Annotated in this window: 16 protein-coding genes; 2 read left to right on the top strand and 14 right to left on the bottom strand. The window is 61.5% G+C overall.

What is annotated here, in order from left to right; translation table 11 throughout:
- The first annotated feature begins 202 nt into the window (after window positions 1-202).
- A complete protein-coding gene (locus tag Q0J85_RS12280; RefSeq protein ID WP_294482022.1) occupies window positions 203-1,786 on the top strand; it encodes a sodium-dependent transporter in 1,584 nt (527 codons plus the stop codon).
- On the opposite strand, the gene Q0J85_RS12275 is transcribed toward Q0J85_RS12280, so the two are convergent.
- A complete protein-coding gene (locus Q0J85_RS12275; protein WP_294482020.1) occupies window positions 1,776-2,762 on the bottom strand; it encodes a LacI family DNA-binding transcriptional regulator in 987 nt (328 codons plus the stop codon). The two genes, Q0J85_RS12280 and Q0J85_RS12275, sit on opposite strands and share 11 nt — an antisense overlap.
- 156 nt (window positions 2,763-2,918) lie before the next feature.
- Here Q0J85_RS12275 and Q0J85_RS12270 point away from each other — a divergent pair, with 156 nt between their 5' ends.
- Window positions 2,919-4,127 (top strand): hypothetical protein, encoded by a 1,209-nt coding sequence (locus tag Q0J85_RS12270; RefSeq protein ID WP_294482019.1) that lies wholly within the window; start codon window positions 2,919-2,921, stop codon window positions 4,125-4,127.
- Here the strand turns inward: Q0J85_RS12270 and Q0J85_RS12265 are convergent.
- Genes Q0J85_RS12265 through Q0J85_RS12205 form a run of 13 tightly spaced genes read right to left on the bottom strand, consistent with a single transcriptional unit; the run spans window position 4,110 to window position 15,841 of the window.
- Window positions 4,110-4,604, bottom strand: coding sequence for a DUF523 domain-containing protein (locus Q0J85_RS12265; protein ID WP_294482018.1), 495 nt, complete (start codon window positions 4,602-4,604; stop codon window positions 4,110-4,112). The two genes, Q0J85_RS12270 and Q0J85_RS12265, sit on opposite strands and share 18 nt — an antisense overlap.
- Window positions 4,601-5,335, bottom strand: a complete 735-nt coding sequence (gene cobS, locus Q0J85_RS12260) for an adenosylcobinamide-GDP ribazoletransferase (protein ID WP_294482017.1) — start codon at window positions 5,333-5,335, stop codon at window positions 4,601-4,603. The genes Q0J85_RS12265 and cobS overlap by 4 nt, the downstream gene beginning before the upstream one ends.
- Complete coding sequence (gene cobT / locus Q0J85_RS12255; protein WP_294482016.1) at window positions 5,332-6,408, bottom strand: nicotinate-nucleotide--dimethylbenzimidazole phosphoribosyltransferase; 1,077 nt, start codon at window positions 6,406-6,408, stop codon at window positions 5,332-5,334. The genes cobS and cobT overlap by 4 nt, the downstream gene beginning before the upstream one ends.
- 1 nt (window position 6,409) lies before the next feature.
- On the bottom strand, window positions 6,410-6,943 hold the full coding sequence (gene cobU / locus Q0J85_RS12250) for a bifunctional adenosylcobinamide kinase/adenosylcobinamide-phosphate guanylyltransferase (protein WP_294482015.1): 534 nt from the start codon (window positions 6,941-6,943) through the stop codon (window positions 6,410-6,412).
- Window positions 6,933-7,511, bottom strand: coding sequence for a histidine phosphatase family protein (locus tag Q0J85_RS12245; protein ID WP_294482013.1), 579 nt, complete (start codon window positions 7,509-7,511; stop codon window positions 6,933-6,935). The genes cobU and Q0J85_RS12245 overlap by 11 nt, the downstream gene beginning before the upstream one ends.
- Window positions 7,508-8,476, bottom strand: a complete 969-nt coding sequence (gene cbiB / locus Q0J85_RS12240; protein WP_294482012.1) for an adenosylcobinamide-phosphate synthase CbiB — start codon at window positions 8,474-8,476, stop codon at window positions 7,508-7,510. The genes Q0J85_RS12245 and cbiB overlap by 4 nt, the downstream gene beginning before the upstream one ends.
- Complete coding sequence (locus Q0J85_RS12235; protein WP_294482011.1) at window positions 8,473-9,837, bottom strand: cobyrinate a,c-diamide synthase; 1,365 nt, start codon at window positions 9,835-9,837, stop codon at window positions 8,473-8,475. The genes cbiB and Q0J85_RS12235 overlap by 4 nt, the downstream gene beginning before the upstream one ends.
- A complete protein-coding gene (gene cobJ, locus Q0J85_RS12230; RefSeq protein ID WP_294482009.1) occupies window positions 9,821-10,570 on the bottom strand; it encodes a precorrin-3B C(17)-methyltransferase in 750 nt (249 codons plus the stop codon). Before cobJ ends, Q0J85_RS12235 begins: the two co-directional genes overlap by 17 nt.
- Window positions 10,563-12,359: a precorrin-4 C(11)-methyltransferase gene (gene cobM / locus Q0J85_RS12225; RefSeq protein WP_294482007.1), complete on the bottom strand. Its 1,797-nt coding sequence runs from the start codon at window positions 12,357-12,359 to the stop codon at window positions 10,563-10,565. The genes cobJ and cobM overlap by 8 nt, the downstream gene beginning before the upstream one ends.
- Window positions 12,356-13,591: a precorrin-6y C5,15-methyltransferase (decarboxylating) subunit CbiE gene (cbiE, locus tag Q0J85_RS12220; protein WP_294482005.1), complete on the bottom strand. Its 1,236-nt coding sequence runs from the start codon at window positions 13,589-13,591 to the stop codon at window positions 12,356-12,358. The genes cobM and cbiE overlap by 4 nt, the downstream gene beginning before the upstream one ends.
- Window positions 13,588-14,652, bottom strand: coding sequence for a cobalt-precorrin-5B (C(1))-methyltransferase CbiD (gene cbiD / locus Q0J85_RS12215; protein WP_294482003.1), 1,065 nt, complete (start codon window positions 14,650-14,652; stop codon window positions 13,588-13,590). The genes cbiE and cbiD overlap by 4 nt, the downstream gene beginning before the upstream one ends.
- Complete coding sequence (locus Q0J85_RS12210) at window positions 14,649-15,317, bottom strand: precorrin-8X methylmutase (protein WP_294482001.1); 669 nt, start codon at window positions 15,315-15,317, stop codon at window positions 14,649-14,651. Before Q0J85_RS12210 ends, cbiD begins: the two co-directional genes overlap by 4 nt.
- On the bottom strand, window positions 15,317-15,841 hold the full coding sequence (locus Q0J85_RS12205) for a cob(I)yrinic acid a,c-diamide adenosyltransferase (protein ID WP_294482000.1): 525 nt from the start codon (window positions 15,839-15,841) through the stop codon (window positions 15,317-15,319). Before Q0J85_RS12205 ends, Q0J85_RS12210 begins: the two co-directional genes overlap by 1 nt.
- Window position 15,842 lies beyond the last annotated feature (1 nt).

Raw genomic sequence — 15,842 nt, 5'->3', positions numbered from 1 at the left:
CGTGTAAGTTAATCGCCATAAATTACACGCCGCAAGCAGAAACCGCGAACGTCAGTCATTTATCATACCATCTCCTGTCTGTATTTACACTATACACCGCAAATCTGCAAAGCGCAAAAAAAATCGTCTGTAAATTGAAAAGAAGCGCAGACGGTGATATAGTATTAGGATATCGATTCAATTCAGGAAAGAGCAGAACGCCATGTCAACAGAAACTCGTGAGAGCTGGAGCGGGAAACTCGGTTTCGTGCTTGCTGCAGCCGGTTCCGCCATCGGTCTCGGCAACATCTGGAAGTTCCCCTACATCACCGGAATGAACGGCGGCGGCGCATTTGTACTGGTTTATCTGGGGTGTATTCTTCTTTTCGGACTGCCGCTGATGCTCTGTGAAATCACGATCGGCCGCAAGACGGGGAAAAACCCGTACGGAGCATTCAAATCGCTGCAGCTGAAGCGTTCGCGGACGGCGGACGTGATCGGGGTGCTGCTGATGCTCGGAGCAGTTTCGCTGGCGGCGTCGGGACATTACGGATTTGCGGTGATCCTGTTTGCGGCGGCGTGCCTCTTCGTCTGGCTCGGATTTGCGGCGGTGGGGCTGATCTCGCTCATCACGGCGATGCTGATTCTCTCCTACTATGCGGTGGTGGGGGCATGGATCGTCGATTACGTCTACCGATCGTTCACGGGCGGGCTTCATTTCACGCAGGTGTCGGAGGCGGCCGGGGCATTCAACCACTACCTCGACCGGGAGCCGGGGAGGATTGCGGCGGAGCTCATCATCTTCATGGTGCTGACTGCGGCGATGATCATCTTCGGAATCCGGAAAGGGATCGAACGGTGCTCAAAGGTTCTGATGCCGCTGCTCTTCTTTCTGCTGCTGGCGGTGATCGTCCGCGGCGTGACGCTGCCGGGTGCGAAAGAGGGAATTCGTTTTTTCCTGAATCCGGATTTCTCGAAACTGAGCATTGCGGGGGTGCTTGAAGCTCTGGGACACGCATTCTATTCGCTGAGCCTCGGCATGGGAATCACGATCACCTACGGCAGCTATCTGCGCAAGGATGAGAACATCTTGTCGACCTCGCTCTGGATCGTGGCGCTCGACACGCTCGCGGCGCTGCTCGGGGGGCTGGCGATCTTCCCGGCGGTGTTCGCGATGCAGCTTGCGCCGGACGCCGGTCCGGGACTGATCTTCAACGTGCTGCCGGCGACATTCTACCGGATTCCGGGCGGCATGGGCTGGTTCTGGGCGGGGCTTTTCTTCCTCATGATGACGATTGCGGCGCTGACCAGCGCGGCGGCGCTGCTCGAAAGCGGCGTGACATTCATCATGGATCAGTTCAAAGTGCGGCGCGTTCCGGCGGTGATCGGGACGTTCCTCGGCGTCACGCTGCTCGGATTCCTGACCTGTTACAGCACGAATCACTGGGAGAATCTGCCCGGAATCGAGCATTTCGTCCAGAACGTATTCAACGTCCGGACCGGCTCCTGGTTCGATCTGCTCGACAAGCTGACCTCGAACTGGCTGCTCCCGCTCATGGGATTGCTGACGGTGATCTTCGTCGGCTGGATCTGGGGTGCCCGCAAAGCGGGACGGGAACTGCGTGAGGGGACGCACGGGCTTGTTGATGAAAATCTCATCACCTGGCTCTCCGGCTTCCGCGGGGAGCCGCGCTACATGGAAGCGGCGAATTCCGGGCTGACGATCATGACGCTCTGGGGAATCCTGATCCGTTTCGTCGGTCCGGTCGTCATCCTGGCCATCTTCATTCAGGTCATCACGAAGTAGCGGCGACGCCTACGGTCCCCCCGGGGACGAGGAGCGGTTTGAACCGGACCGACTCGCACGCTCCCGTCTCGAATGCGCGCAGCAACTGTGTGGCGACCGCGCTCCCGAGTTCATATTTATGCTGAAAGATGGTTGACGGAGCGGGATTGAGCAGTTTGAGCCATTCAAGACCATCGTATCCGATCACGGAGAATGTCTCGGGGATTCGCAGCCCGGCCGCAGTCGCGTTGCTGCAGAGCGCTGTTGCGAGCAGGTCGTGGAGGCAGAAAACCGCCGTGAAACTCCCGACCGCGGCAAGCGCCTCCCCCGGTCCGGAAAAGTGCAGCGGAACGAAACCGCGCTCCCGATAGAACGCCTCGAAAGCGCGGAAACGGGGCTGTCCGAAACCGAACGGATTCCCCAGCAGCGCGACGCGGCGATGACCGTTCTCCCAGAGGAAACCGGCGGCGAGCGTGCCGCCGACAGCGTCGTCGTTGTAGACCGACGGGATGCCGTCGAGGTTCAGATTCAATCCGACGACGGGGCGATTCCGGTTCAGATTCCGCAGATATTCGAGATTGGGAACTCCGCCGTCGCCACGAAGAACGGGGCTGATGACGTAACCGTCCACGCCTTTCGCCCGCATCTGCCGGAGCGCTTCCAGCTCCTGCTCCGGATCGGTGTGGGTGCTCGCCAGAACGAGATGACAGCCCGATGCGGAAAGCCCGTCCTCGATCCCGGCGACGATGTCGCTCCAGAACGAGGAGTTGATCCGGTCACGAACGAGCAATCCCACGAGAAATGTGCGATTCTGCTGCATCGCGCGGGCGAAGAGGTTCGGCACAAAATCGTATTTGCGTACCGCAGCTTCGAGCCGTTCGCAGGTCGCTTTCGAGAGTTTGTACTGCTCCGCCTTGCCGTTGATGTAGAACGAAGCCGCCGTCACCGACACTCCCGCTTCGCGTGCGATATCCGCAAGTTTCACCCGTTTCGCCATTGGCATCCTCTCAAGGAAATTCCGTCTCATTCCTCCTAAAATAATCCATTTCCCTTTTCTTTGCAAGAGGGGACTTGCATTTTCGCCGATCGGGATTATACTAAACCAGAAGTCAACTAAAATGTTTTAACAAAAAAACAAAAGGGAAGCGGGGCAATGGAGTCACTGACCGAAGCGGTGGAGCGGAATCTGGAATGGTTTGAGCGTTCCGGGGTGATGGATCCGGCGGATGGGAGCTGGGGCGTGGCGGAACGGCTGAGTGTGGCGGATGGAGCGGCGCTGGAGCAGATGTTGCGGGAGTTTCCGGCATGGCGGTCGACGCCGGAGGGCTATGTGCTTGAGCAGCGGCGTGCGGACTGCAATTTCGAGACGGCGCTGCTGTATCTGTACGCCGGGGAGTGCGGCGTGAAAGCGGGAGCGCGGAAGACGGGCGAATCGATCCTCGACTTTCTCTATTTCCGCAGCGGACTGCTGAACCGTTACGACGGGCGGTTTCCGCGGGGGAGCTGGAACTGGTCGCACATCAAATGGGAGGATGTCGTCTACTTCGATGACAATGCCTGGTGCGTCTTCATTCCGCTGGCGATTGCGAAACGCGCGCCGGAACTCGATGCGAAGTACGACCTCACAAAATGGGCGTTGACCCTGGCGGATGAGCTGTTCAGAGCGATGCATCGCACGTTCGGAGCGGAAAATCCGAAAGAGCCCGGCACCTGGGGAGATCCGGAGCATCAGTGGCGCGGGCGGCTCGAATTGCCGCACTGGGGATCGCTCGCGACAATGGCGCTCAGCCGCGCTTACCAGGTGGAACCGACTCCGGCGTGGCGGGAAGAGGTGCGCCGCTATCACGATTACGTCGCCAAAGCGCTGGACGGCTTCACGGTCAGTGAACACGCTTATGCGCTCATCGGGGCGGCCGAGGCGTATCGCACATTCGGAGAACAGGCGGACTGGGATCTGGCGGAACAGGCCGTCGACCGGATTCTCGCAAAACTCGATCCGGCGACGGGAAACATTCCGGCGGAACATTATGAAGCTCCGAAAGGGAAACATCTCGCCGACACGATTTACACCCTGAACTGGTCGTTTCTCGCGCTGCAGATGGCGGCGGAACTGACCCGCTCGGAAGCGGTCGCCGCGGCGAAACGGAAACAGGCGGAACTGCTGCTCTCGATTCAGGACCGCAGTGACTCGGACTTCTTCCGCGGCTGCTGGCGGGGGATGTACGATCTCACCACGCGCAGCTGGGGCGGTGGCAACTGTTTCGAGGGCGGAGCGGGAAGTATCTACACGGGCTGGACCAATGCGCCGATCTCGCTCGGGCTGCTGCTGGAATCGCGCAGAAGTTCACTGCTCGATCTTTAATTTCGCGAGAAACTCCTCAAGCGCGGCGGGATCGTGCAGAGTCTCGGCCTCGACGACGGGAAGTTCCGGATGACGTTCCATCCATGCCGCGGCGAAGAGTCCGGCGGCGCGGCCGACCGTCTCTCCGCCGTGGAAAACAGCGACGTGGAGCCCGCAGGAGGGAGATTTCGCCTTGAAGACAAAACCGGCGAGATCGAATTCCCCAAGCTCATCGACCCGGCGGCGGCAGAATGCGCGCATGGCGCAGCTCAGGCTGCATCCGGAATGAACGCCGCGCAATTCGGGTCGGGCGGGATCGTCCTCAAGCTGAATCGGCTCCCGCGGGACGGGCAGCCCGAATTCGGTTTCCGGGCAGACGGGGATCCATTCGATCCGGGCGGCAAGGGTTTCCGCGAGCAGCGGATCGAACTTGTCGCGCCCGTCGTAGCGGACGGGCCGCCCGAGCAGACACGCGCTGATTCCGACCCGCACTTTCATAAGGCGACCCCCCAGGCGAGAGTGAGAAGTTCGCACAACTCTTCGCAGCAGCCGATGGTGTCGCCGGTCGCGCCGCCGATGACCGCCCGCGTAACGCGGCTCCAGATGAACGTAAAGAGCAGCAGCGCACCGACAAACGCCCCACCTGCCGCCGGCCCGAAGAACCACCAGGCAACCACGCCCGGCAGCAGCAGCGCGAGCACGATTCCGACGACGGGTCGGCGGCGGAACCAGATTGCGCCGAGTCCGTCTGGTCGCGCGTAACGGCTCATCGCATTGTAGAGCACGATTCCGCAGCGGCCCGAGAGCATCATGATTCCGGCGACGACCGGGAGTGCCGCAGCGGGAATCGACCCGAAGAGTGCGAACTTCATGCCGAGCAGCGCGAAAATCGCCGCGACTCCCATCGAACCTGTGCGGCTGTCACGCATGATCTCGAGCTTGCGTTCACGCGAGCGTCCCGAGAGGAACCCGTCGGCCGTATCCGCGAGTCCGTCGAGATGGAATCCTTTCGTCAACGCCTCGGGCAGCAGCGCGAGCAGCATCGCCGTCGGCAGAAGCGGAAGCTGGAGATAGATCAGTCCCCACGCCGCGCAGCCGAGGAGCACGCCGAAAAGGAGTCCGGCAGCCGGGAAGAGATTCTGCGACCGCTGCAGCTCTGTTTCAGTCGGGCAAAACCGGCCGAGCGGGAGGGCGCTCAGCATCGAAACGGCGGCCAGAAACGTTCTCACTTGAGACCCTCCTCGGTGACGTTCGCCGACTCGAACGTGGCCATCTCGGTCATGATCGCCCGGGCGGCGTCGAGAAGCTGCAGAGCGAGGGCGGCGCCGGTCCCCTCCCCCAACCGCATGCCGAGGTCGAGCAGCGGCTGTTTCCCGAGCAGACGGGCCATCGCGACATGGCCGGGTTCAGCGCTGCCGTGGCCGAGAATCATGTAATCGCGCGACGCAGGAGCGAGAACAGCGGCGACCAGAGCGCCTGCACTGGAGATAAAGCCATCGATCACAACGGGTTTACGCATGCGGGCCGCGCCGAGGACGACTCCGGCGATGCCGCCGATCTCGAATCCGCCGACTTTCGCGAGCAGGTCGATGCCGTCGGCGGGATCGGGGGAGTTGCATGCGATGCCGCGCCGGATCACCGCCGCCTTGTGCGCGAGCTTCGCCGGGTCGAGCCCCGCGCCGCGGCCGACGAACGGAGCCGGATCGTCCGCGCCGGAGAGTACCGTGACGACCGCGGAAGAGGGCGAAGTGTTGCCGATGCCCATCTCACCGGTGGCGAAGACGTCGACTTCCGGGGCGAGTCGTTCCGCAATCCGGATCCCGGCCTCGAGAGAACGGACGGCCTGTTCGCGGCTCATGGCCGGGCCGATGGAGAAATCGGCGGTTCCGGGGGCGATTTTGCAGTCGATGACCGCGCCTGCGTCGACGAGATCCGAAAGGTCGGAATCGACTCCCATGTCGACGACAGTCACGTGAGCCCCCGCGACGCGGGCGAGCACATTGATCCCGCCGCCGCCATGCACGAAGTTGCGCACCATCTGAGTGGTCACGCTCGACGGCTGCGGGCAGACTCCCTGCCGGACAATGCCGTGATCGCCCGCCATCAGAACGATCTCTTTCCGGGCGGTCGGGAAACGCAGAGTCCGGGTCATGGCCGCGAGTTCCTCGGCCAGGTCGAGCAGCCGTCCGAGTGCCCGCCTCGGCATGGTCAACGTGTCGATGTAGTGCCGTGCCTCTTCCCGGACGGCAGCGTCGGCCGGTTCGATTGCGGCGATGGTTTTCTCAAGCAGATTGTCGTTCATTTCACTTGATCCTCTGTGGAATTCCTGCAACCATAAAATAGACTTCATCAGCTTCTGACGCAATGACCTGCGCACAGCGCCCCGACAGATCACGAAAACGGCGCGCCAGCGGCAGCTCCGGCACGAGCCCGAGTCCGACCTCGTTGATGACAAGCACGGAAAACGGAGGGCCCAGACGGAGTTCATCAACTAGAGCGCGGGATTTTTCCGTCATCTCCGTTTCGGAGAGTTCCGGATTTTCATAAAGAAGATTGTTGATCCAGAGGGTGAGACAATCGATCAGCACGGCGCCGGCATCCTCCGCCGCCGCGAGCCGGACCGCGTTGACGAGATTGCGCTCCTCTTCGATCGTGACCCAGTTTGCAGCGGCGCGCCGTTCGCGGTGAAGCCGAACCCGCTCGGCCATCTCCGAATCGAGTACGGGGGCGGTTGCGATATAGAACGGGGTGTCGTCGGCGCGCAGCACGAGCTCTTCCGAGAAACGGCTCTTTCCGCTGCGCGCGCCGCCGATGACCAGTATGATCTTATTGGACATGATTCCAGACTCCATCGTTGCATTCAAAAACATTCAACGAACCGCGCGGCGGAAGCACTTCGTGCTGGCGCTGCGGCGGTAACCCTTTCCAACCGGAAATCATGCGCATCAAAACGCCTCCGTGGGTCACGACAGCGGCGCACTCGACCGGCATTTCAACGAGTTCGCGTGTAAAGGCGTCGACGCGAGCGGCAAACGCGGCGAACGACTCTCCTCCGGGGAACACCATTCCGGCGGGATTCTCCGCCCAGACGCGCAGCTCCGCCGGCGCTGCGACGCGGGCGATTTCCTCGAAAAGCAACCCCTCCCAACGTCCGAAATCAATCTCACGCAGACGCGGATCGATAAGAGATCGACACTCTTTGACACGCACGACTTCAAGCGTTTCAACCGCACGACGCAGCGGACTGCAGAAAAACAGTTCCGGAGAAAGTGCCGCAACGCGCACGCGCAAAGCCCGGCACTCCTCCCTGCCCTCCTCCGAGAGCGGAGCATCGGTTTTCCCGATGAAACGCCCGCGGTAACTCTCCTCAACTTCCCCGTGCCGGATCAGCAGAATCCGTTTCATGACAGCCACACCCCCAATCCAGCCGCAACGACGGCAAACACAAGAGCTGAAAATACAGTAAGATACTCCGCTCGAACGAGATCAGCACAATTCAACTTTTTCCGACCCTCCCCCCAGTAAGGGTACGGTTCGCGGACACCGTCGTAAACAGTCGGGCCGCCGAGCCGGATTCCGAGCGCTCCGGCGAACCCGGCCATGCCCCAGCAGGAGTTCGGGCTCGGGTGGTCGTGACGGTGACGGATTCCGGCTTTCAGCGTCGCTTTCGCATCCAAGCGGAGCAGCAGAGCCGCAGCCGCGATCGCAGGCAGCGTCAGGCGTGCCGGAATAAAATGAAGCACATCATCCGCCCGCGCCGCAAAACGACCGAAGAGGAGATAACGTCTGTTCCGGTAACCCCAGCAGGCGTCGAGCGTGTTGGCCGCACGCAGAAAAACCGCCCCGGCAGCGGCTCCGGCGACACCATCGACGAGGTAACCGAGAACGGCGAAAAAGAGCGCGCTCGTCATCGCGTCGATGAGATTTTCGCCGAGGCTCTCGATCGCGCCGCGCACGATTTCCGACTCGGAAAGAGCAGCCGTGTCGCGGCTCACGATCATCGACAGCGCCCGGCGCGCTCCGGAGAGATTCCCGTTGCGGAGCGGCCGACGGATCGCGCGCGCATGGTCGACAAGACTCCGAAGTGCAATCGTAAAATAGAGAATTACGGCAGCGAGCAGGACACCGGCAACTTCCTGACGGGAAACCAATAACCGCACCAGCAGCCACGTCGCCGCAGTCGCTCCGCCGACAAGAATCACCCAGCCGGCGAAACCGGCGATGAATTCGGAACGGAACTTCCTCCGGCAGAACCGTTCGACCGGAGAAGCGGCACGGCCGAAGAGCGCCACCGGGTGCCACGAGCTGTGCGGATCCCCGAACAGAACGTCGAACAAAAGCGCGAGGGTGACCAGATAAATGAGTGTCATGCCTGAAGCCTCCGGACCAATGCCTCCGCCGCGGCCGGATTCGAGGCGAAATGGAGATGGATATAACTGCCGCAGAGATTGCCGCAGACACTTCCGGCGGGACGTTCGACACCACGCAAGTCGCGGGATGCGAATAGGTTGCCTCCACTCGGACCGTTTTTCAGAAATGAATAATGAAACTCATGGCCGCGCAGTTTCGTTCCGGCCGGACCAAAGAGCGATTCCGAACAGGAAGTAAGTTCCCGATATCCGAGCGAAGCAAGTTTCTGCCCCATGACCGCCTCCCCCGGCAGGAGTCCGAGCAACGGGCGGCGAACGCCGTCGAAATCGGTAAGAGCCTCGAGCAGATAGAGATAACCGCCGCACTCTCCGTAGACAGGGCGGCCGGATGCGGCGAACGCCCGGATCGCCTCGAGCATGGAGTGATTCCGGGAGAGCGTCTCCACATACAGCTCCGGGAAGCCCCCGCCGAACCAGAGCCCGGCGAGATTCTCCGGCAGCGCCGCGTCCCGCAGCGGCGAAAAGGGAACGGTCTCGACCCCGAACTGCCGTAGCAGCTCAAAATTCTCCGCATAATAGAACTGAAACGCCTCATCCCGAGCCACTCCGAGCCGTACGACGGAAGGCGGCGGCACGACAGCCGGAACGGGTTCCGCCGACGGCGGAACCACGCGCGTCAACGCGAGCAGCCGATCCAGATCGATGGATGTTTCGACCGCTTCGGCAAGCATATCGAGCCAGGACTCATCGAGTTGAGCGGGAGCGAGACCGAGATGACGTTCCGGAAGTCGCAAACGCTCATCCCGCGCGAGCGCGCCGAAGAGCGGCGGAAGTCCCGCCGACGCAAGCGCGCTGCGCAGCAATTCCGCATGATGAGCCGAACCGATGTTGTCGGCAATGACTCCGACAATGCGGACACGCGGCTCCCATTGCGAAAAACCGCGCACGAGCGGCGCAATCGACCCGGCCATGCCGCGTGCATTCACAACGAGTACGACCGGAATATCGAGCAATGCGGCGATTTCCGCGCTGCTGCCCGCGAGCGTCCCGGGGGAATTGCCGTCGAAAAGTCCCATAACTCCCTCGACGACAGCGACACATGAATCTGAGACGTGCCGGGAAAAACTGCGGCGAACGCCATCCGGTCCCATCAGAAACGGATCGCAGTTGACCGAAATCCGGCCCGCGGCCTGGCGGTGAAAAAGCGGATCGATGTAGTCCGGGCCGCATTTGAACGGCGCAGGCACGAGTCCGCGCCGGGAAAACGCACGCAGAATCCCGAGCGACAAGGTTGTTTTGCCGCTGCCGGAATTCGTCCCCGCGATCAGAAAGGCGGAAAAGGGTTTACGCTTCAAATTCATGTTTCTCCCGATAGCCGCGGCGGCAGTAAAAACGGTTGCCGCGCACAACAGTCTGCGAGTTGCCGATTATCACGATCGAAGTCATATTCACTTGATGAAGCGGAAAGTCATCAAGCGTAACGAGATCGACTCTCTGCCCGTCACGGAACGCATTGTGCACCACTGCGACGGGAAGAGCGGGATCGGTTTCCCGGAATACGGCGACCGCATATTCGAGCAGCTCTTCCCGCTTCGTGCTGCGCGGATTGTAAAACGCGACCGGCAGATCACAGGCGGCGACCGCCCGGATCCGCCGCCGGATCAGCTCGCGATCGGTCATCAGATCCGAGAGGCTCAGCACGGCAAAGTCGTTCATGAACGGCGCCCCCACAAGCGCAGCCGCCGCGAGCGCGGCCGTGACACCGGGAACGACTTCGACCTCGATTTCGCGGTAACGCTCAAGTTCGCACAATTCGAGCAGCAATCCGGCCATACCATAAACACCAGCGTCACCGGAAGATACGACGGCAACCCGCTCTCCCGCAAGTGCCGCCTCGAGCGCTTCGCGGCAGCGCATGATCTCCTGACGCATTCCGCTGGCGATCAAGCGTTTGCCTGCGATCATCGGCCCTAGCTGATCGAGATAGAGCCGATATCCGGCGACGGCCGTACACGATTCCAGCACCTTTACCGCCTGTCCAGTCATAAGATCAGGAGCTCCAGGACCGATCCCAACTGCATAAATTTCAGCCATTTAACACCTCTGCGAGAGCGACAGTGACACACTCCGCCGCCGTTTTTTCCACCACCAGTCGCGATCCGGGCCCGGCGGCCAGCAGAGCCGCCGCCTCGGAAACGGAACGAATTCCCAGATGAGCGAGCGCCGCAGCCGATGGATTCGGCACATCGACCGCATTCAATTCATCCGCACGGAAGAAACGCAGTGCGATCCGGTGCGACTGGGCAAAAGCGAGCAATCCCGGTTCCTCCCGTTTGAGTTCCGCCGAAGCGACGACGGCAATCGCTTCCCAGCAGAGGTTTCGCTCTTTCAGAATCCGGGAAGAGAGAGCATCGATTGAATCGGCGGAAGCACCACGGCGGCAACCGATTCCGAGTGCGTACCTGCGCGGAACAAGACGCAGGACATGACCGGAATGGGTTGAGCGAATCGTGATTTCAGGCGTGTCGCCCGCAAACCGGAACTGCGGATTCCCGGCATAATAGCGTTCAAAAAGCTCCTGCGGGATGGCGAGATCAAATTTCTCTCCATCAAGCATTTCCGCAGAGAACGTTTTCAGGAGTTCGGGATTCGCGACCCGATAGCCGTGACGTGCGGCAAGCTCGTCAAACGCCATCAGCCCGCAGTTGTCGGTCGCGGTTGTGATGACCGGTCTGCCGCCGGTGATCCGGGCGACCGCAGCTGCAAGCCGGTTCGCCCCGCCGAGATGGCCGGAAAGTAAACTCACGGCGTAATTCCCCGCCGCATCGCAGACCACCACTGCCGGATCGCTCCCTTTCGCACGGCAGAGCTTCGCAACGTGCCGAACGACGATACCGGACGCCATGACCATGACGAGTCCGTCATATTCATTCCAGCCGCGCGCGAACGCCTCGGAGAATTCGCCGTCCGGATAACAAACGAGGCGGGGTGCTGGCGCCAGATCCGCGTATTTCCCGGGAAGAACAATCTCCGCATCTTCCAGCCCGGCAGCGATTTCAGCGGCTTTGTGCGCTCCGGCGGCGGTCAGGGCGAACACCCCGACCCGGCCCGGAAACGCCGCCGAACCGCCCGCATTGCGATACCCGGTCGCAAACGAGTCATCATAGAGTTTCGAGAGCGCGCCGTCCCGCTCGAGCACGCGCCCGACCACAATGAGCGCCTGCCGCTTGATCCCGGCATCGGCGACTTTCGCGGCAATGTCGGCAAGAACGCCGCGCACGATCTTCTGATTCGGCCAGCTCGCGCGGTAAACCACCGCCGCCGGAGTCTCCGGGGGCAGTCCGCCCGCGCGCAGCCGCTCGACCAGGCGTTCCATCTCGCCCACACTCAAATAAAGACACATCGTAGCCCCGTGCGCGGCAAGCACTTCAATCGCTTCCCTTTCCGGAACAGGGGTGCGTCCTTCGGCGCGGGTCAGGATCACGCTCTGCGACAACTCCGGCATCGTAAGTTCGACTTTCAGTTCAGCTGCGGCAGCGAAAACGCTCGAAACCCCGGGCACGACATCGTAGGGAATGCCGAGGCGATCGAGCTCACGGTACTGTTCCGACACCGCACCGTAAATCGCCGGGTCTCCGGTATGAAGCCGGACGACCCGCTTCCCCGAACGAAAACCGGACACCATACGTTCAAGCACTTCATTCAGAGAGAGTTTTGCGCTGTTGACAAGCTCGGCTTTTGCAGCTCGCTCAAGAAGTTTTTCATTCACAAGCGATCCGGCGTAGATGACCAGATCCGCCTCGTCGAGTGCGGCGGCGCCGCGCAGCGTAATCAGATCGACCGCGCCGGGACCGGCCCCGACAAATGTGATTCGTCCACTCATTTTCCCTGTTCTTTCTCCATCGGTTTCCGGTAAACCGCGATTGTGATCGGATTTTCCGCTTTCATCAAAGTTCCATGTCCGAGCGGCACACCGCGGCTCACACTCACGGTCAGAAGTTCACTCCGATATTCGGCAAGAGCGTTGGCGAGAGTCGCACTGCTCTCGGCAAGAACAGCCGTAGCCGCGAGAATTCCGCCGGGTTTCAACCGCTCAAACGCGGCACGGAGAATCTCTCCGAGCCCGCTCCCTCCACCGCCGACAAAGACGCGATCGGGTTCGGGCAGCTCCGGAATCCACTCGAACGCCGAGCCGGGGTGCGGAAAGAGACCGCTCAACCCCTCGCGTCGGCAATTCTCAGCCAGTTCCGCGAAGCGTTCAGGATTCTTCTCGACAAAATGAACCTCGAGATCCGGCGAGAGCCCCGCCGCCTCAAGACCGACCGAGCCGCTCCCCGCCCCGAGATCCCACATCACCCCGGACCCGGGGCGCAGTTTCGAGAGCACGACCGCCCGGACTTCCGGATGGGTAATCATCTGCCCGGCATGAAGATAGGATTCGTCCTCCAGACCGAGCGGCAACTCCGGCACCGGCACAGTCACATCAGGCAGCAGAGCGAGGATGGAGAGCGAACGCTCCACAGCTCGATCTTCCGCGATCCGGCCGAGCGTCCCGGTGACAATATACTCGGACGCGAGTCCGAGATCACATCCGGCCGCCGCTCTTCTTCCGGCGGCAGCGGGAAAACGCGTCACAAGTTCCGCCGCGATGTGTCGCGCCGTCCGCCTTGCGTCGCAGTAGACCGCGGCAAGCTGCGAACGCAGCATCCGCCGGAACGGCAGCACATCCGCCTCGCCGTGCAGAGAAAAAAACGACATCTTCTCCCACGGCGTGCCGAGCCGGGCGAAAAACTGCTGAAACGCTGTCGGCGCCGGATGAAACTGGAACGCCTCATCCGGAACGAGACGGCGCAACGTCCCGCCGATCCCGCAGCAGAGCGGGTCGCCGGATGCGAGCAGCGTCATCTTCCGTTCACCGCGCCGCGCAAGAGCCGTTCTGAGCGTCTCCACGAGCGCCGCGCCGAGCTCAATACACTCCGCTCCCGGAGACAGTTCCGGCGCGGCGAGCGCGAGCAGTCGCCTGCCGCCGAGCAGAAACTCCGTATGGCGCAGCACCTCGCGCGCCTCCGCCGAAAAACCGGAAGCATCACAACCGACCACCTGTACCGGATTCATCGAATTCTTCCTCCATCCTCATCGTAGAGAGCGAGTTCCAGCATCGCCGGACTCAGCCACTTCTGCAAAACTTCCCGCGCCCGGTCATAAACCGGACCAAGCACCTCTCGAAACCGCGCGTCTCCGATCCGTGCCCGGAGCTCCCCCATCGTATCGATCGTCTCGAGCGGAACTCCGGGGAGATCGACGCCTAAATCGCGTAAGTAAGTCAACATCAATTTATTGCGATGAGCGTGAGTATTCTCGAATCCGCAGGCGTATTTGAAGAGTTTCCCCGGCATACAGCCGACGATGACCCGTTGCAACCCCGCTTCAGCCGCGGCTTTCAGCGCGGATTCGATAAAGTCCGCCACCGGTACGACCGCTTCCTCCGGGATCTCCGGCCAGTCACGCCGCACGGCCGCCGTCGTCCGGTTTCCGGTCGTCAACGCCGCAACCGTCGCGCCGTTTGCGGCGGCACTGCGCAGTTGAAGCTCAATCGTCGCGGCATAGGCAGCGTTTGAATAGGGGCGCACGATTCCGGAGTTTCCAAGAATCGAAATACCTCCGACTATCCCGAGCACGGGATTCAGTGTTTTTTTTGCAAGTTCTTCCCCATGAAGAACTGAAACGGTCACGAGCAATCGCTCTCCCGGAATCCGCCCGAAGCCGGCGAGTCGAAAATTTTCCGCGAGAATCCGGCGCGGCCCGGGATTGACAGCTGCAAGGCCGACCGGAACCGCGAGCCCGGGGCGCGTCACACGCCCGACACCCGGCCCGCCCCGAACGATCAGCTCTCCTTCCCCGCACGGCACGAGATGATCGGCCGCCTCCGGAGCTCCGGAAAACGGGACGACGGTCACTGTGATCTCACAGCCGCTCGTCACATCGGGGTCATCTCCGCCGTCCTTGATGACGACAGCGCCGCCAGGCCAGGCCCGGGCAATCGGGATCTCCGGCATTTCACCGCCCGGCAGCCGCAGCATAACCGGATCACCCGAGCCGCGCCAGGCGGCGAGTGCCGCCGCCGTCATCGCGCTGCCGGTCGTCCATCCGCACCGCAGTGTTCCCGTCCGTTTCACTCCAAATTACACTCCATCATGCCGTGCAGCGCCGCGACCGCAAGCGAGCTGCCCCCTCGCCTCCCTGAGATCCGAATATATGGAATCTCCACAAGGTCAAGCAGTTTCTTCGACTCGACCACATTCACGAACCCGACCGGCATTCCGACGATAAGTGCCGGCGCAATCCCGCGCTCAACCGCGAGTCGAACGACTCCAGCCAGCGCCAGCGGCGCATTCCCGCAGAGAAACACCGCTCCGTCGAGTTCCGAAGCGTGCAGCTCCACCGCAGCAAGCGCCCGCGTGATGCCCCGTTCCCGGGCAAAAGCACCCGTCTCCGCGTCAGCAACCGGGCAGAGAATCGACTCTCGTTCGTAATCGACGGAAAAACGCTTCAGTTTCGGGATGGACAGCCCCGATTTAATCATGTTTGAATCCGTGTAGATCCGCGCCCCCCGCCGCAGTGCCGCAAGCGCCGCACCGACCGGGTCGCCCGAAAATTCCAGATGATCGAGAATCGTAAAATCCGCGCAGGTGTGCACGAGCCGCCGGGCGACATGCCATTCCGATTCGGAAAACCGTGCGCGCACGGCAGGATTCACCTCCGCATCGATGCGCCGAAAACTCTCACGCTCGATCGCGCTCCCGTCTCTGTCCCAGAGAATCGTATCGAATAAGTCGTTCATCAGTAATCAATTCCTTTCTGTGCCGGGATTCCGCTCCGGAACGGGTGACGGATCTCCCGCACCTCCGAAACAAGGTCGGAAACGGCAACAAGTTCCGGCGGCGCGCCGCGCCCCGTCACAATGACATTCAATGTTTCCCGCCGCCCGGTCAATGCCGGAATCACTTCATCCGCAGAGAGATAACCATTGCGTAGCGCTACATTCAGTTCGTCGAGGATCAAAAGCTCCCCATCGAATCCGGCGAGCAGCTCTTTCGCCCGTTCCCAACCGCGGCGCGCCGCACCGGCGTGATCGCCTGGATGGGTTGAAAGTCCCAATCCCAAATCCTCGAAAATCATTTCAGGAAAATGAGTTGTAAAAAAATTCCGCTCACCGGTCATCCGGTCGCCTTTCAGAAATTGCAGAATCGCCACGCGCCATCCCCAGCCGAGCGCCCTCACCGCCGTACCGAATGCGCCGGTGCTTTTTCCTTTGCCGTCCCCGGTCAGATTCAGAAGCAGCCCTCGATCTTTGTCGCCCAGCATT

The organism is uncultured Victivallis sp., from assembly GCA_944389935.1.
In the GTDB taxonomy this organism is placed as follows: Bacteria; Verrucomicrobiota; Lentisphaeria; order Victivallales; family Victivallaceae; genus Victivallis.
The sequence above is the reverse complement of the archived record's forward strand: the minus strand, read 5'-3'. Positions and strand labels throughout refer to the sequence as shown.